The following is an 18858-nucleotide window of genomic DNA, read 5'->3' as shown; positions in this document are numbered from 1 at the left end:
CCACAGGCACCATCGGCCGCCCCCTCGTGGACCTGCTCACCGGCGCGAACGCCAAGGTCCGCGCCGTCACCCGCACCACCGAGCCCACCTCCCTGCCTGCCGCGGCCGAGGTGGTGACCGGCGACCCGGCACAACCCGGCACCCTCGCCCGCCACCTCGACGGGGTCACCGCGCTGTTCCTCCACCCGCGGGCCGCGGGCGACGCGGCGGCGGAGCTCGTCGCGCTGGCCAAGGAGCACGGGGTACGGCGCGTGCTGGCACTGTCGGCCATCAACATCGACGAGCCTCTCGACCACCAGCCGTCGCGTTTCCGCGGCGACCGCAACGAGGAGACGGAGGATGCGGCCGTCGCCGGCGGCCTGGAGTGGACGAGCCTGCGCGCGTCGAGCTTCGCGGTCAACGCCCTGATCAGCTGGAGCGGCCAGATCACGGCGGGCGACGTGGTCCGCGGCCCGTACGCCGGCTTCGCCGAGACGCCGATCCACGAGCACGACATCGCGGCGGTGGCGGCCCACGCCCTGCTGACCGACGACCTGGTGAACCGGCGCACGTACCTGACCGGGCCGCAAGCGCTCACCCACACGGACATGGTGGAGATCATCGGCGAGGCCATCGGCAGGCCGCTGACCTACACGGAGATCCCGCCGGAGGCCGCAGCCCAGGGCCTGATCGCCCGCGGCCTGCCCGAGCCCTTCGTCACGGCGCTCATGGCACGGTACGCCCGGGACCTGGCCAGGCCGACCCGTCCCACGGACGACGTGGAGAAGATCCTCGGCCGTCCGGCTCACACCTTCGCCGCCTGGGCCGAAGAGCACGCATCGGGGTTCAGGGGCTGAAAACCGCGGACAGGGCCGGGGTGCGCCGTTGCGGCGCCCTGCCCTGTTCGGGGAGAAGCCCCCGACCCGGCCGCGCCCTGTTCGGCTTCTTCGCCGCCACGGCCGAACCCGGACGCGAGAACGTCCACGAAGCCACCTTGGAAGGGCTCGACACGGCCGCCCGCAAAGGCAAGCGCGGCGGCCGCCCGCAGGTCATCACCGATGACCTGCTGCACAGCGTGCACCGGGACCCCTCCCCCGGCGCTGACCGTTGTCGGGGTTCGGCCCGCATGGGCCCGAACTACATTCACCATTCACCAGGTGTTGCCGCCGGCCGGGAGCCCGGTGGGCGGCACGCGCCGAATTCCGGGCTGTCGGACAGTCCGGCGACGTCACTTTCGAGGGCGCGCACGGCTCCATCAAGCTCGACGAGGCCGCGACAGCGTCAGTCCTGGGCTCCGGCGTCGATGCTGTCGACGGTCAGGTCCGTCAGTGCCGCGATGGCCGCGGCTACGGTGGCACGCCCCCGGTTCAGCTCCGCGGCGATCGCCTCGGCCGCGCCCAGCACGCCGACGCAGCGGAGCCGGAGGGCTTCCTGCGTGAGCCCGGAGTACGGCCGCAGGGCGGTGGCCATCAGGTCGGTGTAGCCGTCGAGCAGCTCGCGCTCGATCGCCTCCATCTCCTGGCTCCCCTTGAGCGCGGCCGAGACGGCGGTCCACTCCGGCATGTCGGTGGCGCAGGCGAAGTAGGCGGCGCTCAGGACGCGGGCGATCTCGCGGGGGACGGCCGGGGCGTCACGCAGGGCCTCCTCCGAGGCGGCCCGGTGCCGCTCGTCGAGCCGCCGGTAGAGCGCGATCAGCAGGCCGGGGCGGGTGCCGAAGTGGTCGTAGACGACTGGCCTGCTCACTCCGGCGGCCTCCGCCAGGCTGAGCAGCGTGAGGCTGTCGGTGCCGTGGGCGCGCACGATCGCCATGGCGGTGTCGAGCAGCTGCTCCCGCCTGGCCGGCTTGGACAGGCGAGTCGATCCCGTGGCCATCGTCCTCCCTTGCGTCGCCTCCCAGCTTAAGCTACAAAATGTAAGTTACATAATGTAGGTCAGTGAGAGGACATCACCGTGGAGCACTCCGTACTGATCATGGGCGGATCCGGCCAGGCGGGCGTGGGGACCGCAACCCTCCTGCGCCGGTGGCACCCGGAGCTGCCGCTGACGATCGCGGGCCGCGATCTCGGCCGCGCCCGGCGGGTCGCCGACGAGCTCGGCGGCGCGACAGCCGCGACCATCGATCTGCGGCGAGGCGACCTCGGCCTCAAGGAGACCGACGGCTACTCGGCGGTCGTGGCAACGGTGCGGGACAGCCACCTGAACGGACTGCGTTACGCACAGGACCGCGGCCTGCCGTACGTCAGCATCTCCAGCGGCCTGGTCGACATCGGACCCGAGGTTGTCGCCGCCGGCCTGCGAGCCGGCGCGGCACCGATCCTGCTGGCCAGCCACTGGTACGCGGGGCTCGTCGTCCTCGCGGTGCTCGGCCTCGCCAAGGAGTTCGACCGGCTCGACACCGTCGAGGTCAGCGGCGTGCTGGACGGACAGGACAGCGGCGGGCCCGCGGCCACGGCGGACATGGAACGCCTGCTGGCCGCCACCTCAGCGGGGCACGTCCGCCGCGACGGCGTCTTCCACTGGGTCAGCGGCCCCGATGCGGAGGTGGAGGTCACCGCCGTCGACGGCACCGTGCTGCCCGGCCGGATCGTCCCCATCCTCGACGTGCCGAGCCTGGCCCTCGCGACGGGCGCGCCCAACGTCCGCTTCGCGTTCGCGATCGGTGAATCGGCGGGCAGGCGGCGCGGCGGGCCCGCGTCCACGGAGGTCAGGATCGACCTCGAAGGCGTGGACCGCGCGGGCGCGCCACTCAGGACGAGCCGCTACCTCTTCCACCCGGAGGGGCAGCGCCCCCTGACGGCGCTCGGCGTCGCCCTCGGCGTCGAGCGACTGCTCGGCCTGCGCGGCGCCCCCGTGCCGCCCGGCCTCCACACCCCCGAGGCGTTGATCGACCCCGGCTACGCGGCCGAGCGGATGGCGGAGATCGGCACCATCTTCACCGGCGCGCACGGCGATCGCTGACTCCGGCGATCGAGAATCGCGGGCGGCGTGCCCGTGACATCCGTTCCGCAGGGCCATCCGATCAGCCCACGACGCGAACGACTCGCCGTACGCCGGCGCCACGACCAACGCCGACCGCCGGGGCCAGACCGTCGTCATCCGGGGTTGAGGAACAGCGACGACGCCGGCCTGGAGCGCTTCTCCGCCCTGAAGCTCATGACGCCGACACGGCAGGTCCGCCGATCTCGGCATACGGCCGGATGCGCGAGGAAGCACGGCGATCCCCGACGGCGGCCTCGACCGACTGATGACCTACCCGATCAAGAACGAGATGTACGTCCTGGACCCGACCGGCGCCACCCGCTCCGCACCCGATCTCATCATGTTGAACGATAGTACAAGTTGTACTAGCGTTCAACATGATGGGAGCGAAGGGGACATGATGACGCAGCAACAGTTCACGCGGGCAGGGACGCGCCAGTGGGCGGGCCTGGGCCTGCTGGCCCTGCCGACGGTGCTGCTGGGACTGGACGTGACCGTCCTGTACCTGGTGGCGCCGAGCATGGCGGCCGATCTGTCCCCGTCAGCCACCCAACTGCTATGGATCATGGACGCCTACGGGTTCCTCGTCGCCGGGTTCCTCGTCACCATGGGCACGCTGGGTGACCGGATCGGGCGGCGCCGGTTGCTGAAGACCGGGATGATCGCCTTCGCGGCGGCCTCGGTGTTCGCCGCGTTCGCCCCCACGGCCGAGCTGTTGATCCTCGCGCGAGCCCTGCTGGGGGTGGCCGGGGCGACGCTCATGCCCTCCACGCTGTCGCTGATCTCGAACATGTTCCCCGACGCGCGTCAGCGCGCGGTCGCGATCGGGGTCTGGGCCACGATGTTCGCGCTCGGGATGGCCGCCGGGCCGATCGTGGGCGGATCGCTGGTGGACTCCTTCTGGTGGGGAGCGCCGTTCCTGACGGCGGTGCCCGTCGCCCTCGTCGTCCTGGCCGGGGCACGCGCCCTGCTCCCCGAGTACGCGGCCCCGTCCACCGGCCGGCTGGACCTGATCAGCGTGGGCCTGTCCCTGGCAGCGATCCTTCCGGTCATCTACGCCATCAAGCGCATCGCCTCCGACGGTCCCGGCGGCCCGACCCTCGTCTGCGCCGTGGCGGGCGTTCTGGCCGCAATCGTGTTCGTACGCCGCCAACGCCGCCTCCCCGACCCGCTGCTGGACGTGACACTGTTCGGCAACCGGGCCTTCACCGTGGCCTTGAGTGTGCTGCTCATCGGCCTGGTCGGAGTCGGGGGCTCGATGTACCTGGTCACGCAGTACCTCCAGCTCGTCGAAGGGCTCACGCCCTTCGACGCGGGGCTCTGGATGGGACCACCGGCGCTGGCGATGTTCGCCGCCGCCATCGGTGCTCCCCTGGTCGCCCGGCGCTTCCGCCCCGGCTCGGTCATGGGCGCCGCCCTCGGGGCGTCCCTCGCCGGCTACGCGCTGCTCGCCACCGCGGGACTCGACGACGAGGTCCCTGTGGCAGTCGGCTTCGCGTTCGTCTATCTCGGGCTGGGCGCCCTCGCCGCCCTGGGCACCGACATGGTGGTGGGGGCGGTGCCGGCAGCGCGATCCGGGTCGGCGGCGTCGCTCTCCGAGACGGTCCAGGAACTCGGCATCGCCGTCGGCGTCGCCCTGCTCGGCAGTCTCACCACCGCCGTCTACCGCACTCAGATGACGGTGCCCGAAGATCTGACGTCGGAGATCTCCGGCCCCCTCACCGACAGCCTGAACGCGACCGCGGCGATCACCGAGAGCCTTCCGCCCGGGACCGTCAAGGCGGCCCAGCAGGCCTTCACCAGCGGACTCAACATCGCTTCCCTGGTCGCGGGGGTCGCCGTCGCCGCTGCCACGGCGCTGTGCCTCGGGATGCTGCGTCACGTGCCCGCACTCGGGGAGGCGCAGAACCGCGACACCGACGTTTGAACGATGGTCCGACTATCCTGAGGGTCGTGCCGAGGAGCAGCAAGGACGACACCGCCGACGACAGCGAGCACGTCGACGGACGCCGCGCGCGTGGCGAGAAACGACGCGCGGAGATCATCGAGGCCACCCTCGCCGTGGTCACTCGCGACGGCGCGGCCGGCGTCACCCATCGCACGGTCGCCAAGCAGGCCGGCACCACGACGTCCCTGAGCACCTACTACTTCGCGACCCTCGACGACCTGCTCGTCGCCGCCCTCACGACTGTCGCCGACGCCTACACCGCCCGCATCCGCGACATCATCGACAACCCCGGCGACAAGCTCAGCGGCCTGGCCCACCTCATCGCCGAGTCCGCCGGCTCCGGACGTGAACGCGCCCTGGCCGAACGCGAGCTGGCAACCCTGGCCGCCCGCCGCCCCGCACTGCGACCCGTGGCACGACGCTGGCGGGAGAACATCGCCGAACTCGCCACTACGCTGACCGACGACCCTGCGGCCATCGCCGCCCTCGTCGCGGCCTCCGACGGACTGTGCACCGCGATCCTCCTCGACAACGCCCCCACCGAGCCCGATCACATCCAAGCCGTCCTGCAACGAGCCGTCGGTAACTGAGCCGACGGGGACCGTACGGCCCTCGGCCCGGGAACGGCCTGTCGTAAACGGAGCTGTCACCAGGTGAACGCGGCGGTGTTGGCTCTGGTCAGCCGGTAACTGGAAGTCCGACCGATGGGGCCGCTCGGCCGCTCACGTCCTGACCACTGTCAACGACCTGCGCCGTCGCGGCGTGAAGGCCGTCCACTGTGCTGCGACAGGAAACCTTGGGCTTGTGTCATCGAAGCTTGAGCGACCCGTGAAACCGGGCGTTCGGCGCCGCGCTACCGCCAAGGGGGGCTGCTCACCTCGCTGGGACGCCTCATCGCGACATCGGGATCAGCCGGACTCCGCGAGCAGATGCACGACACCGGCCGGGTTCTTGATCCAGTGGGTCCTGGAATCGAGACTCTCCAGGGGCTCGACCTCGTCACACGGGTGGATACCGCTGTCGGCCGGTTTGGCCGCCGCCGCGTCCAGGTCATCGGTGTGCAGCTGCAGCCACAGGTCGGACCGGCTGTAGTTGCCGACACAGTCGAGCCACAGCGTATTGGGGCCGAACCGCACCGAATGAGTTCTCGAGACGGTCGGAGCGTAGGAGACGTCGTCTTCCTTGACGTCGAAGCCCAGAGTGTCGCGGTAGAAGGCCATGGTGGCCTCGTACTGCGCCTTGGGGATCTTCATGGCGATGTTCAGGCCGGCGGTGAATTCAGGCTTGTTCATTGTTGCTCGACTCCTTCGTGCCGGTGGCGTCCAGTGCGAGTTCCAGCGCGGTCAGCCCGTCATCCCACCTGTTGGCGAACCTGGCCAGCCACACCTGGGCGGTGCGGATGGCGGCTGATCGGCAACCGTCGCGCCAGATCCGTGACGGTTGCGGGCCCGGCGCAGCCGACCTCCTCCAGCAGCGCCCCCCGCGTCGGATCGGCGAGCGCCGCGAACACCGCGACGGCCCGCACTTCTGCATCAGGCGGCCGCATCGAGGTAGGTCTCCAGGTCGACGAGCTCGGCGTCCCATCCCTGACTGTTGGCCTTGTGGGCAGCGTGGGCCACATCGGCGGCGGCCTGGGCGGACCCGCTCTCCACCAGGCGCAGCCGGGTACCGCCCGACACCGGCTCCAGGGTGAAGTCCACAAGCGTCTGGGGTGCGTCATCCTCCGGCAGGCCCTCGATTGCCCACCTGAACACGGAACGGTGCGGTGGGTCGACCACCACGATCGTGGCGACGGATTCCTCGTCCAGGTCGTCCCAACGGAAGAACGCGCGCCCACCGGGCCGCAGATCAATGGCCAGACGGATGGATCACTGTCCGTCCGGACGGCCGCACGCGTCGGGGCAACTGCCGGAGAGCGGGGGCGCAGGGTGCTCACCTGCACACCTCCCGGGAGACAGGTGAGCGGGGTGCCCTTCGCCGTCCCGGAGGCAGGCGGACAGCGGGCTTCCGCCACAGAAGGGCTTCACGCCATGCGGAGGATGACCTTGCCGGTGGTGCGGCGGGCGGTCAGGGCGGTGAGGGCGGTTGCGGCCTGGTCGAGAGGGTACTCGGCGCCCACCAAGGGGTGGACGCGTCCCGAGGCGGTCAGGGCGAGCAGGTCGTGGAGCGGCGCGGCGGCACGGCTGTCGGGGAGGCGCAGGTGGGCGCCCAGCCAGTAGCCGCCGACGGTGATGTTGCGCTCGCTGAGGATCCCGGGGTCGACGGGGGTGGGGTCGATCCCGCCGGAAGTGCCGTAGGTGATCAGGCGGCCGAAGGGGGCCAGCGCATGAGGGGCTGCCTCGAAGACGGGGCCGCCGACGGCGTCGAGGATCACGTCGGCGAGGGCGCCGCCGTTGGCTTCGCGGATGCGCTCGGCGTAGCCGTCGGCCTCGCCGGGGATAGCGGCGTCGGCGCCGAGCCGGAGGACCAGGGCACGTTTGTCGGGGGTGGAGGCGGTGCCGATGACCCGTCCGGCGCCGAACTCCTTGGCCAGCTGGATCGCCAGGTGGCCGACGCCTCCGGCTGCGGCGTTGACGACAACGGTTTCGCCGGGGAGGATCCGCGCAGCCGTACGCAGAAGGTGCCAGGCGGTCAAGCCCTGGACCAGGAGGGCGAGCGCGGCGCCCGCGGGGAGGTCTTCGGGGATCTCGACCGGATCCTTCACCAGCACCTTGGTGGCGAAGGCACTGCTGGCGAAGGCGAGCATGCGGCGACCGTCCGGGGCACGGCCGACGACCTCGCCGCCGGGGATGAACGGCAGTTGTGGCGGCAAGTAGGCGCCGCGCAGGCGTTCGGCGTCGGCGAAGTTGAGTCCGGCGGCCTCGACGTCGAGGAGGGTCTGGCCGGGGCCCGGCGCCGGGTCGGGAAGGTAGGCGGGGGTCAGGACATCGGGTCCGCCAAGGCGTTCTGCAACCATTGCTCTCATGCCGTAGACGCTAGGAGCCACACGGTTGCGCAGGTAGCGGGTGGGATTTGTGGATGAGACGGAATGTATGAGGATTTTTCATACGTTGTCGCCCTCGTGGATGACCTGAGTGTGGCCGAGCTGCGCGTGCTGGTGGCGGTGGACGGCGAAGGCAGCGTCTCGGCGGCGGGGGTCCGGCTGGGACTGACGCAGTCGGCGGTCTCGCATGCCCTGCGCGCGGCGGAGAAGAAGATGGGCGCGGTGCTCTTCCAGCGAGGGCGGGGCGGCGCCCGGGCCACGCCGGCCGGTAATGCTGCGGTCGGGCACGCACGGCGCATCTTGCGGCTGATCGAGGTCATGAAGGTCGACACTCATACTGCCGCGCGGGGCGAGGCCACGGGGACGATCCGGGTGGCGGCCTTTCGCAGTGCGGCCTTCCACCTGCTGCCCAGGGTGCTGGTGCGGTTCGGGCAGCGGTATCCGACGGTGACGGTGACCGTGCGAATCGTGCCTGATCTGGGGCGGGGGGTCGCGGGGGAGGTGGCGGACGGGCGCGCCGATGTGGGGGTGGTCTCGCTGCCGGTGTACGTGGACGGGCTGGTGACGAAGGAACTGTACGCGGAGCCGTACCTGCTGGCTTATCCGGAAGGGCATCCGGATCCGCGGTCGCTGCCCATGATCGATTGGCATGAGAACTGCGCGGGTGAGACCCGGCGCTGGCTGGCGCGGCAGGAGTGGATTCCACCCGGCGACATCACCGTCGAGGACGACGGGGTGGTGATGTCGATGGTGGGGCACGGACTCGGTGCGGCGATCGTGCCCAGGCTGTCCACGGTGGGTGCGCCCGCCAAGGTCGCGACGGCCGAGCTCGGCGACGGTGCGCCGCAGCGCCACGTGGGGTATGTGACCACGCCGGAGCTGGCCGGATCGGCGATCATCCGCGATCTGCTCGGCGAGTTGCGAGCGATGAAGGGCGTGGCCGGCCCCGCCGGCGGTTGAACCAGCGAGCGGCCTCAGGAGTGAGCAGCGGGGTGACGACGGCCTGGTCGAGGCGTGAGCGTCATATTGCCGACAAGGGCAGACAACAAGAGCACGAGGGGGGCAGGTCCCCGGGGTCGAGGAACCGGCGGACAGCCGTTGGCACTGAGAAGGATCATAACTGCGGTGAGCTGCGGCTGTTCCTGGCCGCGAAGCTTTCTTAACCCGTTGTCCGGCCCCGACGTCGGCGTGCGGCGCGGATCTCGGCGTCGGCAACCTTGTCGTCGAGCAACGCGTACAGCTGGGTGGTCTCGGTGGAGGCGTGGCCGAGGCGTCGGCGCACGGCCTCGATGGACACGCCGGCGTTGATGAGCTCGGTGGCGTGGGCGTGGCGCAGTCGACGGATGTCGATCTCGATGCGTGCGGCGGCGCAGCAGGTCTGCCGGCGGTGGTGGGCGGCGTCATAGGACAGCGGCCCGGCGGCGCCGTTGATGGAGGCGCGGAACAGTGGCCCGGCGGTGTAGCCGGCGCGAGCCAGGTAGAGCTTGAGCAGGGCGACGTAGCCGCGGTTGTCCAGCAGCCCGACGCCGCCTCGATGACGCGCTCGCGCGAGAGCACCTGCCTGCGCCTTCGTGACCGGGGTGCCGGTGTGGTCATGCCCTCATCCCACCAGGTTTGGTGCGCTGCTCCAACATGGAGTACGGTTCCAACATTGGAGCAATGCTCCAAGAGTATGGCTTCGAGCTTCACGGAGCACGGCCCCCACCCGACGAGCCCCGGCCGGCCCGGGGACTCGCGACTGGAGGAGAACCGACATGCACGACGTGGTGATCGTGGGAGCCGGGCCGGTGGGCCTGTTCCTCGCCGGCGAACTCGCCCTGGCCGACTGCTCGGTCCTGGTACTGGAGAAGAACCCGCAGGCGGCCTCGCCGTTCTGGGCGCTCCCGCTGGGGATGCGGGGCCTGAACGCCGGGTCCGTCGAGGCGTTCTACCGCCGCGGGATGCTCACCGCCCTCCTGGACGCCTCACGCGCCGACGCGCAGCAGGTCGGCGCGCACCCCGACGCGCACGAGGCGCCCGCCCCGCGCGACGTGAGCCACTTCGCGGGCCTGCGCCTGGACGCCGCCGACATCGATACCGGCGCCCTCCCGCCCCGGCTGCCCGGCCCGGCGATGGAAGGATCATGACCAGCCTCGAAGCGGTCACCGGCGTCCTGGAGGAGCGGGCGGTCGCGCTCGGCGCGCGGATCGTGCGCGACGCCCCGCTCGAAGCCGTCGACCAGGACGGCGACGGCGTCCTGGCCCGGGCCGGCGGGCGCGAGTACCGGGCGCGCCGGCTCGTGGGATGCGACGGCGGACGCAGCACGGTGCGCCGCCTGGCGGGCTTCGACTTCGTCGGCACCGAGCCGCTGTTCACCGGCTACGTCGCCCGCGTCGCCTTCGAGGACCCGGACAAGCTGCACCCGGGCTTCAACTCGACGCCGACCGGCATGTACCTGCGCACGCCCTTCGAAGGGCACCTGGGCATGATGGACTTCGACGGCGGCGCCTTCGACCGCTCCCAGCCGCTGACCCGCGACCACCTCCAGACGGTCCTGCGCCGCATCTCCGGCACCGACGTGACGATCAATGAGGTCCACCTCGCCTCCAGCTTCACCGACCGCGCCATGCAGACCAGCACCTACCGCAACGGCCGCGTCCTGCTCGCCGGCGACGCCGCCCACATCCACTCCCCGCTCGGCGGCCAAGGGCTCAACCTCGGCATCGGCGACGCCATGAACCTCGGCTGGAAGCTCGCCGCCACCCTCCACGGCACCGCCCCCGCGAACCTGCTCGACACCTACACCGCCGAACGCCACCCCGTCGGCGCCGCCGTCCTCGACTGGTCGCGCGCCCAGGTCGCCACGATGAACCCCGGCCCCAACACCCCAGCCCTGCGCCGGCTCGTCCACAACCTGCTGCGCACCATCGACGGCACCACCCACGTCTTCCGCACCACCTCCGGGCTCGCCCACCACCACGACCTGGGCGACAACCAGCCGACCGTCGGCTTCACCGCCCCGGACTTCCGCTTCGGCGACGGCACCCACCTCGGAGACCTGCTGCGCGAAGGACAGGGCGTCGCCCTCGACCTCACCGCCGCGCAGAGCCTGCGGGAGACCGCGGCCCACTGGCAGGACCGCATCCGCTACGCCCCCGGCCCGGTCGCCAACGACCTCGGACTCGGTGCCCTGCTGATCCGACCCGACGGCGTTGTGGCCTGGGCCGAGGGCCCCGGCCCCGACCCCGAGGCGTTCCGGCGCGCCGCCACCCGCTGGTTCGGCGCCCCCACCGCCTGAGCGGGCGCGCCCCGGCGGCCGGCGCACCAGCCCGGCGGCGCCCTCACATCAGAGCAGGTCAGGGGTATACCCGTTGGATTTTCCGCGATTACCACCGGGACCCCTCGAAGCGCGCGATGTCCCCCAAGGCGCAGAGCTCCGCGAGGCGTATCGAGGGCTGAGCAGCCTTGAGTGAGGGACGCTTTCGGCGGAAGCCACAGGACCGACCGCCCCTCCCGATGATCGTTTCCGGGCGATCCGCGAGCCGTGGCGATGCGTTGCCGGGATGAATCCGTGACTCGAATCACCGGCCGCCTGCTCCGCAGGATCTTCTCCGACCGGGACGACTACGTGCTGGCCACCAAGGTCTTCTTCCCGATGGGCAAGGATGTCAACGACCGCGGCCTGTCCCGCAAGCACATCCACTCCGCTTCACTCCAGGGCACACCGCCTCACCCACTCGCCGAAGCTCTGACGGTCATCACGCAAGAGCCGATCCGGCGAGGACTTTCATCACAGGGTGAACTACGCCGCGCTCCCGAATGATCAGCGAACAGCGAGGGCCTTCTCGATGAGTGTCACTGTGGCACGAGGATCAGCAACCTCCACGACCAGGCGCACGTAACGCTCATCAACCAATTCGATGACCACAGCCTTGGTCGCATCTCTGACGTCCCAGAACACCCGCTCGCCATCCACACGGAAGGTGCCGGCGGTAATGACTCCGGGGAGGTGCGTCCCGGGGCTCCGAATGCCTTTCGGGTCGTTGATGATTCCCGGGTCTGCAGTCACGCCACGGACGTTCTCCAACGGGATGGTCAACTGGCTCTTGAGTGCCCACAGCTTGTCGAGTCCTTCGATGTCCACGACGAGGCTGTCACCGTTAATGCTGATCCTTGCCATGTTCTACTCCTTGAGGTTGGGGCGTCAGGCCTGGGGAGTGAGTTGATCCACCAAAGCCGTTCTTGCCTGCTTGACGCTGGCTTCAGCCGCTCCCGATCGGGCGCGTAGGTGAAGTCCGAGAAGTGCCGCAGTGACTGCGAAAGCCAGATGCGTTTGCGGCTCGTGGGAGGAGTTCGATCGGATCGCCGCTTCTGCTGCCTGATCGAACCCGGTGAACACTTGGGCGAGCAAATCCGCCACCTCCGCGTCTACGGGTGCGCGTTCAACCGCAGCCAAGAGGAGCAGATCAAGTGCGGGTCTCACGGAGGGCGCGTTCAGCACCTCCGGCGAGACCTCGGTTAGAGCCCTCGCGTCCCTGATGTGATCGACAAGCGGGGCGATCTTGTGATCCAGCGACCACCGCAGAGCCGCCATATACAGCCCCCGCTTACTTCCAAAGGTCTTGTACAGGCTGTTGCGGTGCACTCCTAGGTGAGTTACCAGTTCATCGATGGAGATGCCGTCGTAAGTCCGGCTGCCGAAGAGCTCGGCTGCGGCTTGAACGACGGCGACCTCGTCGAACCCTCTCGGTCGGCCCATGGCAGAAGCGTAAGGGGTTTAGGAACATTCAGTCAAGAACAATCGTTCCTAAGTCTGAATCGCCACCTCAACGCGCCCGAGGCCGGTGATTCTCCGAGCCGGAACGCCTCGGCCGGAGGTGCTCCGGCTCCGGGATGATCGCCGTGCTGCCAGGAGGTCCGTAGGTGACTGAGGTGGAAGCCTGATCGCCCCGTCCGTCATCGACCCGGGACAAGCCGAGCAGACCAAGGCCGCCGGCTCCCCTTCGGGCGGGCCTGCGGCAGACGGGACGATCCGGCAGGGGCAGGTGTGCGTCCGCGCAGAGGTCAGAGGAGCACCTGACTGCCTAGGGGCACGGTCACGGTGGATCACCGCCGAGCACGATCCGGGGTACGTTCGCCTTACGGGGATTCCGGAACTCGCCGACCTCATCTGGCTTGTCGAGGGGGAGCCCGAGCGCCAGCATGGCGATCTTCATTGGCCGGTCGGTCCCCACCCCTTTCATCTCATCCGGGGCACGACAACGGTTCTCCTCTCGATCGACGCCGCAGCAGGCGAGGCGTACATCAGCCTTTACGCAGGCGAGGAAGAGATCACTTCCCTGGGAAGGCCGCGACTGCTGAGGCGGCTCTCCGTCGAGCGGCACAGCCCGGATTCCCTCCCCTGCGGCGTCCCACCGGCCGAGGCGGTGATCTCCGTCAGGGGGCCCGGTCGTAGGGTGGGCCTCCATAGTGGAAACGGGAGGTTTCACCATGGAGTACACGCGTCTGGGTTCCACCGGATTGAAGGTGTCGAGGGTCTGCCTCGGCATGATGAGCTACGGTGACCCCGCCAAGTGGAGCGAGTGGGTCCTCGACGAGGCCACGGCGGAGCCGATCGTGCGCCGCGCGGCCGACGCCGGGGTGACGTTCTTCGACACCGCCGACGTCTACTCGGCCGGTTCCAGCGAGGAGGTCACCGGCCGCCTGCTCCGCAGGATCTTCTCCGACCGGGACGACTACGTGCTGGCCACCAAGGTCTTCTTCCCGATGGGCAAGGGTGTCAACGACCGCGGCCTGTCCCGCAAGCACATCCACTCCGCCGTCGACAACTCGCTGCGCCGTCTCGGCACCGACCACGTGGACCTCTACCAGATCCACCGCTGGGACCCCGAGACGCCGATCGAGGAGACCATGCTGGCCCTGCACGACGTGGTCCGCGCGGGCAAGGCCCGCTACCTCGGCGCCTCCTCGATGAGCGCCTGGCAGTTCGCCAAGGCCCAGCACGTGGCCGAGGTCAACGGCTGGACCAAGTTCGTCACCATGCAGAGCCACTACAACAAGCGGTTCGCTTCATGCGGGAAGTCCGTCCTGGCCGCCTGAACCCGGCCACTTCTTGATCATTATGGCGACGAAGCCTCGTTGAACTGCTGATTCGCCCCAGGGCACACCGCCTCACCCACCGGCCGAAGATCTGACGGCCATCACGCAAGAGCCGATCCGGCGAGGACTTTCATTACAGGGTTAAAGCGGTCCGCCTGCGGCGGCCCGCGCGCGACGGGCGGTCGCTGGCCGCGCTGCGGCTCTTCGGCCGGTCGCAGCTCGCGCCGCCCACGCGCTCCCAAGCCGTCGATACGATGTAGTGCTAGCTATAAGACAATTGGTTGCCTGCTCAAATCCCTTAAGATGTGCAAGCGGCCGTCATTAGCTGTCGGAGTGTCAGGCGGGACGATGGCAGATATGCGTTCTAACTAATCGCGATGACTTGCCATAGACGCCTTTTTCATGCTCCACAGGAAATACATATCAGACAGCTCAATTTCCCGCTTTTCTTCAAAATATTTATGGAAGTGCGGCAATGCGGTTCCCGCCGCCGCCACTCCGCCCGCAATAATCAGCGGCAATGATCCGAGAAGACCTACGGACGTACCGGTCAAGCTCAAGACTGCGCTGCTGCCCGCCTTCAGGGAAAGTACGCGAGTATTGGCCTTTAGTCGCCTTTGGATGTCAGCAAGTGCTGGTTCCACGTATTCACGAACAACAGAGCGCGCAACTTCTTGAGGACTCGCAGATTCGAGCTGCTTAATTTGCTCTTGGATTGCCGTTCGGAGTGCCTTCCTGAATGCCACAAAGTGGGCCTGTTCGTCCTCTCTTAAGCTGATAATGTCCCGAACGGCCATCCCCTCAATAAAGGGAAGCTGTAAATGAAAAGCGACATCATCGACTTTAACTGAGTCTTCAGCCTTTGGGGTGACCCAAGAAGCCGTCACGCTCTTGGCGAGCGGAGCGTTCAGGACCTTGGCATATGCCATATCCGCGACGAGTCCTGTCGAATAGCTCCGGAATACTTGCCCAATCATCTCCTCTTTTGACGGCCTCTTCTTCTTTGCGCGAGTGATCGAACCAAGCGCAGGCTCCGAGAAGAAGGGATGAGTCACCCAGAAGTTCCACACCCCTTTAAACCATCGGGTACTAATTTCTGCCTCTGCCGCTAGACGCTCCACTACCGCATTAGCCGCCTGCTCATCGAGAAGCACATCTAAACCATGCTCGGCCGCATGTTGAGTAAAATGATGATTGCAGTATCCTAGCGGCTTCTCCCGATAGATGAGATATTTTTCTGCGCCTATTTCTCGGAGATATAGAAGAATCTTAACATCTTCTTTTACTTCATGAATAAGCCTAAAATGCTGACTCTTTGGAAGAGTTGATACTCGACGAAGAAATTGGCGAGGAGAGGCGCCTTCTACGATTATGCGATCGAAGTAGTGCCATATGCGAACGAAGGCATCGTTGATACCGCGCTGAACACATTCGAATTCCCCGCAGCTCAATTTGCCGCTTAGATCAAGGCCGCTTCCGGCAACGATTGAGGCGTCGGGAACTGACTTATTCGCCGTCTTATAATTGGGAGCGTCCTTGGCTAGCTCAACCAAACGGGCAATTGGGCCAGGGTAACGGATGAGGCGGTCTATATCCCCTGAACCTTGTACCTCATATTCATCTACCCATTGAGCCAGCCAATAAGGATCTTTGGTTGCAGTCATCCGCACCACACATTGTCTCAACAGAACCGGAGTATTCCTCCATACTCCTCCTGGTTTAGGATACTGGGACAACGACGACCATGTGGGTTTTCCCTTACGAATCTGGCGCCAATCTGCGTAGCCATGCAGTCACGGACCTCACGAAGCGAACGCGAGCCATGTTGCTTCCGGTCTCCCGAAGTAGTGCTCTTGCGGCTGCCGCGAGGCTTCCGCTCCTCGGGCCTGGGGCCCCCTGCGGTGCGGTTTATCTTGCCATCGGATGACGAGGCGGGTCGCCGGTCGGGGTGCTGGTACAGCAGCGGGATACAGCAACATCGCCTCACACGATCACACGCCACCGGCCTGCATCTACCACTTGGGCAGGGCGAGGAAGCCTCTACGTCGTGACTGGCTCCCGTTTGCAAGCAGGATGTCAGGAGATCAAGTACGGCAGCGCTTCGTGCCGTCGCACGGCGGGGCGTGCCCGCCCCCGCCGCGCGGACATCGGGACCGGGCATGCGGCCTGGGGGCCGGTCCCGGCCCGCGCCCGCCCGGCGGGGGCGGGCAGACCCCGCCGCCCGCCGCACCGAGCACCCGCCGTACCGAACCGCACCCGCCGCCCTTGGTACGCGCTGCCGCCGCTGCGACCGCTGGCCCAACCGCTACGCGGCCCCTTCGGGGTGCCTTCGGCATTGCGCCGGCCGTCTCCGCTCTGTGCGTTCAGCAGGCACACCGGATTTACAGGGAAGGACAGGGCTGCCGCCCCGCTTCCGGTGCTCGCGCCTGGCGGCACTGCGCTCCGGGTCGGGTTGCCATCGAATGACAGGATTACGTGGTCACGGTCATTGTTGGTCGGGTGCGGCGGCACGGCTACGGGGGAAGGCCGCACCGCCGCACCGGCTTCGAGGGGTCAGCGGTAGATGAGCTGAACCCAGACCGCGCGGCCTATCTCCGGGTCGTAGTCGGTGCCCCACCCGCTGGACAGGAAGTCCACCCACGCCAGGCCCCGCCCGCTGAGGCTGTCACCATCGACAGGCCGCATTTGGGGAACGTTGACCGTTGAGCCCTTGTCCATCACCTCGACGTGGACCAGGCGCTCCCCCAGGCCGACGCCGACGGTGATGATCTCGTCGGGATGGCCCGAGTCGCTGTGCAGGATCGAGTTGGTGACGACCTCGCTCACCAGGAGCTCCACCGTCTCCAAGACCTCCGCCGATGCCGCGATGTGCGCGCTCAGCACCTTCAGCACCCAGTGGCGCGCGTCTGACGCCGACTGCGGCACCCCATAGAAGTCCCGGTGATCCAGGAATCGGAGCCCGTTCCAGCGCTTGAGCATCGCCTCGAACGCCTCATGGACGGCTTCCCGGCTCACCGCGCCGCCGCCTTGCGGATCGTCTGCGCCGCCCGATGGTCAAGGGCGTCGATCCACTGGTTACGGCCCCGCCCCCACTGATAGATCCAGTCCTCACCGAGCCTGTGGGCGGTCACCCGAACCGGCCGCCGCGTCCCCTGCGCCGTCAGATACGGTTCCTCGGTCGGCGGAAGCTCAAGCTGCGTCGCCAGACCCAGCCCGCGCAGGTCCCACGCCAGCCGGACGAGATGGATGTACCGGTCTTCCTGCAACGTCCCCAAGACGGGGCGCCGCGTGAGAGGGGCCGGTTGCGCCTGGTCAGCCGGTGTCGCCTCATCCTGCGACATGGCTTTAGAGTGATCCACGGATCGCACCTCCAGAGTGCGGTCAAGGACCTGCCGGACGATGGCGTCGTTCCGGCAGGTCCGCCGTTACTGCCCTCGCTAACCTCGCGGGCGATGCGCCTGGCCCGGCTTCTGCAAGATCAGGGGTGGCAGGGTGCGACGTTTCGCGCTGTGCGCGCGTGATGGGGGCATGACCTGAACCTCTCCTGACGGTGACTTGCTACGGGTGGCGGCTGCACGCCAGGAGGAACCGTAAGTTCCTGTCAGGGGCCGGACCCGTACCGCAGTGAGGGTGAAGAACCCGCACTTTTGTGCGGGTCGGTGCGTCACCGCATCAGGCGATGCCCGCTCGCGTGGCCAGGCCCCGGAGTTGCGGTGTACTGGCCCGGTGCTCGCGTTTGAGGAGCTGAGTCAGCAGTTCACGGGTGCGCCCGCCGTAGCGGACGAGTTCGGGAGAGAGCTGTTCGGCCAGGAGGAGCATGTTCACCGACGCGGCGTCCTTGCGCTGGATGGCGTACGCCCGCGCGAGATCCAGATGGACCTGTGCACGACGCCCGACCAGGCCCGGGGCCATGACTTCGACATCGAGTGCTTCCGCCTTCGTGATGGCCTGACGTGCGTCTCCCGACTCCACCGCTGCGGACACCTCGTGAATGGTGACGTTGGTCAGCCCGAAGGCGTTCCAGAAGTCGTTGCGATCCTCGCCGAGGCGTTCGGCGACCTGGCGAGCCTGGGTGAGATAAGCGCCTACGGCCGTCTGGTCATGCTGGGCAGCGGCGGCCGTGACCGCGACCAGGTACAGCGCGCCGAGCATCGACAGCGATCGAGGGTCACTGTGGCGGACGGAGCGGTGTAGAGCGTCTGCCGCGCGGAGCACGAGCCCGAGCGCCGCGTCCGGCTCGCGGAGACGGACGAACACGTAGCCGAGACGATAGGCGCTCACGGCGGCCAGTAACGGTCGTTCGGCCTCTTCGGCTGCGGCCAGCGATCGATCAGCGGCCAGCCAGGCAAGGTCGGGCTCTCCGACGCGCCGCAGCGTGGTCGTGGCGCAGTGGTAGGTCAGCGAACGGAGTGTCTGGTAGGTCCGGCGCCGGTGCGCTGGAGCATGACGGCTGCCGAGTTCGGTCGCCACGATGAGCCCTGGCAGGCGTCTGCCCACCTCGTCATACTGGGTCGCCTGGTAGAGCCGGTTCACCCGGCGGATCTCGTGACGCAGCCAGACGAAGCTCTCCGGCGAGCCTTCCACCTGCCGTGGGTCGATCAGCGAGGACAGGCCGTCGTAACTCATCATGGCGTGACGGATGGCGGATGCTGCCTGATAGTGCATCGTGGTGTCCGTTTTCGCGGTGGTGAGGTCTTCGGCGGCCAAGCCCAGGATCTCACCCAGGGCGTTGATCACGCTGTGGCTGTCCACCTTGCGTTGCCCACGCTCGACCTGACTCAGCCAGCTCTCCGAACGACCGATCAGCCCCGCGAGGACGGCCTGTGACAGGCCACGGCGACGGCGTGCCCGAGCGATCCGCTGACCGATGTCCTTGCGGGCATCCACACCA

At 68.1% G+C, this 18858-nt stretch carries 19 protein-coding genes and 2 pseudogenes; 9 read left to right on the top strand and 12 right to left on the bottom strand.

Annotated elements, in window-relative coordinates:
- Window positions 1-8: 8 nt before the first annotated feature.
- A pseudogene (locus J2S55_RS31580) lies at window positions 9-836 on the top strand (NAD(P)H-binding protein); the annotation flags it as partial.
- 424 nt (window positions 837-1260) lie between these two features.
- On the opposite strand, the gene J2S55_RS31575 reads toward J2S55_RS31580, so the two are convergent.
- A complete protein-coding gene (locus J2S55_RS31575; protein ID WP_306868387.1) occupies window positions 1261-1851 on the bottom strand; it encodes a TetR/AcrR family transcriptional regulator in 591 nt (196 codons plus the stop codon).
- Window positions 1852-1929: 78 nt separating this feature from the next.
- Between J2S55_RS31575 and J2S55_RS31570 the strand changes: the two genes are divergently transcribed.
- From J2S55_RS31570 to J2S55_RS31560, 3 genes are all read left to right on the top strand, one after another.
- Entirely contained in the window at window positions 1930-2937 is a 1008-nt protein-coding gene (locus tag J2S55_RS31570; RefSeq protein ID WP_306868386.1) for a saccharopine dehydrogenase family protein, read from the top strand.
- Window positions 2938-3355: 418 nt separating this feature from the next.
- Window positions 3356-4885, top strand: a complete 1530-nt coding sequence (locus tag J2S55_RS31565) for an MFS transporter (RefSeq protein ID WP_306868384.1) — start codon at window positions 3356-3358, stop codon at window positions 4883-4885.
- Window positions 4886-4911: 26 nt separating this feature from the next.
- Complete coding sequence (locus J2S55_RS31560) at window positions 4912-5496, top strand: TetR/AcrR family transcriptional regulator (protein WP_306868383.1); 585 nt, start codon at window positions 4912-4914, stop codon at window positions 5494-5496.
- A 318-nt stretch (window positions 5497-5814) separates the two neighbouring features.
- Here the strand turns inward: J2S55_RS31560 and J2S55_RS31555 are convergent, their stop codons facing one another.
- The 3 genes from J2S55_RS31555 to J2S55_RS31545 form a co-directional block, all read right to left on the bottom strand.
- On the bottom strand, window positions 5815-6198 hold the full coding sequence (locus J2S55_RS31555; protein ID WP_306868381.1) for a VOC family protein: 384 nt from the start codon (window positions 6196-6198) through the stop codon (window positions 5815-5817).
- A gap of 240 nt (window positions 6199-6438) precedes the next feature.
- The gene (locus tag J2S55_RS31550) at window positions 6439-6753 is read right to left on the bottom strand and encodes an SRPBCC domain-containing protein (protein ID WP_306875639.1); all 315 of its coding nucleotides are present in this window, start codon (window positions 6751-6753) and stop codon (window positions 6439-6441) included.
- 176 nt (window positions 6754-6929) lie between these two features.
- Window positions 6930-7871 carry a quinone oxidoreductase family protein gene (locus J2S55_RS31545; protein ID WP_306868379.1) on the bottom strand — a complete coding sequence of 314 codons (942 nt, stop codon included), beginning with the start codon at window positions 7869-7871 and terminating at the stop codon, window positions 6930-6932.
- Between the two features lie 63 nt (window positions 7872-7934).
- Between J2S55_RS31545 and J2S55_RS31540 the strand changes: the two genes are divergently transcribed.
- Complete coding sequence (locus tag J2S55_RS31540; protein WP_306868377.1) at window positions 7935-8849, top strand: LysR family transcriptional regulator; 915 nt, start codon at window positions 7935-7937, stop codon at window positions 8847-8849.
- A 199-nt stretch (window positions 8850-9048) separates the two neighbouring features.
- Here J2S55_RS31540 and J2S55_RS31535 read toward each other — a convergent pair whose 3' ends face one another.
- Window positions 9049-9300: a tyrosine-type recombinase/integrase gene (locus tag J2S55_RS31535; protein WP_306875637.1), complete on the bottom strand. Its 252-nt coding sequence runs from the start codon at window positions 9298-9300 to the stop codon at window positions 9049-9051.
- Window positions 9301-9643: 343 nt separating this feature from the next.
- On the opposite strand from J2S55_RS31535, the gene J2S55_RS31530 reads away from it, so the two are divergent.
- The 3 genes from J2S55_RS31530 (at window position 9644) to J2S55_RS31520 (ending at window position 11691) form a co-directional block, all read left to right on the top strand.
- Window positions 9644-10015 carry an FAD-dependent oxidoreductase gene (locus J2S55_RS31530; protein ID WP_306868375.1) on the top strand — a complete coding sequence of 124 codons (372 nt, stop codon included), beginning with the start codon at window positions 9644-9646 and terminating at the stop codon, window positions 10013-10015.
- Window positions 10012-11166: an FAD-dependent monooxygenase gene (locus tag J2S55_RS31525; RefSeq protein ID WP_306868373.1), complete on the top strand. Its 1155-nt coding sequence runs from the start codon at window positions 10012-10014 to the stop codon at window positions 11164-11166. Before J2S55_RS31530 ends, J2S55_RS31525 begins: the two co-directional genes overlap by 4 nt.
- 273 nt (window positions 11167-11439) lie before the next feature.
- Window positions 11440-11691: a hypothetical protein gene (locus J2S55_RS31520; RefSeq protein ID WP_306868372.1), complete on the top strand. Its 252-nt coding sequence runs from the start codon at window positions 11440-11442 to the stop codon at window positions 11689-11691.
- Here the strand turns inward: J2S55_RS31520 and J2S55_RS31515 are convergent, their stop codons facing one another.
- The 3 genes from J2S55_RS31515 to J2S55_RS31505 all read right to left on the bottom strand — a co-directional run bounded on the left by J2S55_RS31515 (window position 11692) and on the right by J2S55_RS31505 (window position 13252).
- On the bottom strand, window positions 11692-12048 hold the full coding sequence (locus J2S55_RS31515; RefSeq protein WP_306868370.1) for a hypothetical protein: 357 nt from the start codon (window positions 12046-12048) through the stop codon (window positions 11692-11694).
- Window positions 12049-12072: 24 nt separating this feature from the next.
- The gene (locus tag J2S55_RS31510; RefSeq protein WP_306868368.1) at window positions 12073-12627 is read right to left on the bottom strand and encodes a TetR/AcrR family transcriptional regulator; all 555 of its coding nucleotides are present in this window, start codon (window positions 12625-12627) and stop codon (window positions 12073-12075) included.
- Between the two features lie 337 nt (window positions 12628-12964).
- Window positions 12965-13252: a hypothetical protein gene (locus tag J2S55_RS31505; RefSeq protein ID WP_306868367.1), complete on the bottom strand. Its 288-nt coding sequence runs from the start codon at window positions 13250-13252 to the stop codon at window positions 12965-12967.
- A 106-nt stretch (window positions 13253-13358) separates the two neighbouring features.
- Here J2S55_RS31505 and J2S55_RS31500 point away from each other — a divergent pair.
- Window positions 13359-13925 (top strand): annotated as a pseudogene (locus tag J2S55_RS31500) (aldo/keto reductase); the annotation flags it as partial.
- Window positions 13926-14335: 410 nt separating this feature from the next.
- Here the strand turns inward: J2S55_RS31500 and J2S55_RS31495 are convergent.
- From J2S55_RS31495 to J2S55_RS31480, 4 genes are all read right to left on the bottom strand, one after another.
- Window positions 14336-15631 carry a hypothetical protein gene (locus tag J2S55_RS31495; protein WP_306868365.1) on the bottom strand — a complete coding sequence of 432 codons (1296 nt, stop codon included), beginning with the start codon at window positions 15629-15631 and terminating at the stop codon, window positions 14336-14338.
- An 889-nt stretch (window positions 15632-16520) separates the two neighbouring features.
- Window positions 16521-16982, bottom strand: coding sequence for an ATP-binding protein (locus J2S55_RS31490; protein WP_306868363.1), 462 nt, complete (start codon window positions 16980-16982; stop codon window positions 16521-16523).
- Window positions 16979-17308 (bottom strand): hypothetical protein, encoded by a 330-nt coding sequence (locus J2S55_RS31485; RefSeq protein ID WP_306868362.1) that lies wholly within the window; start codon window positions 17306-17308, stop codon window positions 16979-16981. The genes J2S55_RS31490 and J2S55_RS31485 overlap by 4 nt, the downstream gene beginning before the upstream one ends.
- A 331-nt stretch (window positions 17309-17639) precedes the next feature.
- The gene (locus J2S55_RS31480) at window positions 17640-18854 is read right to left on the bottom strand and encodes a helix-turn-helix domain-containing protein (RefSeq protein WP_306868361.1); all 1215 of its coding nucleotides are present in this window, start codon (window positions 18852-18854) and stop codon (window positions 17640-17642) included.
- Between the last annotated feature and the right edge of the window lie 4 nt (window positions 18855-18858).

Source organism: Streptosporangium brasiliense (assembly GCF_030811595.1).
GTDB lineage: Bacteria > Actinomycetota > Actinomycetes > Streptosporangiales > Streptosporangiaceae > Streptosporangium > Streptosporangium brasiliense.
Note: the sequence above shows the minus strand (reverse complement) of the source record. Positions and strands in the feature narration are given on the sequence as shown.

What these genes read in the sequence shown, in the direction of transcription:
- J2S55_RS31485 (WP_306868362.1), bottom strand. Translation starts at nt 17,308, where the DNA reads ATGTCGCAGGATGAGGCGACACCGGCTGACCAGGCGCAACCGGCCCCT.
- J2S55_RS31495 (WP_306868365.1), bottom strand. Translation starts at nt 15,631, where the DNA reads ATGACTGCAACCAAAGATCCTTATTGGCTGGCTCAATGGGTAGATGAA.
- J2S55_RS31565 (WP_306868384.1), top strand. Translation starts at nt 3,356, where the DNA reads ATGATGACGCAGCAACAGTTCACGCGGGCAGGGACGCGCCAGTGGGCG.
- J2S55_RS31575 (WP_306868387.1), bottom strand. Translation starts at nt 1,851, where the DNA reads ATGGCCACGGGATCGACTCGCCTGTCCAAGCCGGCCAGGCGGGAGCAG.
- J2S55_RS31545 (WP_306868379.1), bottom strand. Translation starts at nt 7,871, where the DNA reads ATGAGAGCAATGGTTGCAGAACGCCTTGGCGGACCCGATGTCCTGACC.
- J2S55_RS31540 (WP_306868377.1), top strand. Translation starts at nt 7,935, where the DNA reads ATGTATGAGGATTTTTCATACGTTGTCGCCCTCGTGGATGACCTGAGT.
- J2S55_RS31510 (WP_306868368.1), bottom strand. Translation starts at nt 12,627, where the DNA reads ATGGGCCGACCGAGAGGGTTCGACGAGGTCGCCGTCGTTCAAGCCGCA.
- J2S55_RS31555 (WP_306868381.1), bottom strand. Translation starts at nt 6,198, where the DNA reads ATGAACAAGCCTGAATTCACCGCCGGCCTGAACATCGCCATGAAGATC.
- J2S55_RS31525 (WP_306868373.1), top strand. Translation starts at nt 10,012, where the DNA reads ATGACCAGCCTCGAAGCGGTCACCGGCGTCCTGGAGGAGCGGGCGGTC.
- J2S55_RS31530 (WP_306868375.1), top strand. Translation starts at nt 9,644, where the DNA reads ATGCACGACGTGGTGATCGTGGGAGCCGGGCCGGTGGGCCTGTTCCTC.
- J2S55_RS31515 (WP_306868370.1), bottom strand. Translation starts at nt 12,048, where the DNA reads ATGGCAAGGATCAGCATTAACGGTGACAGCCTCGTCGTGGACATCGAA.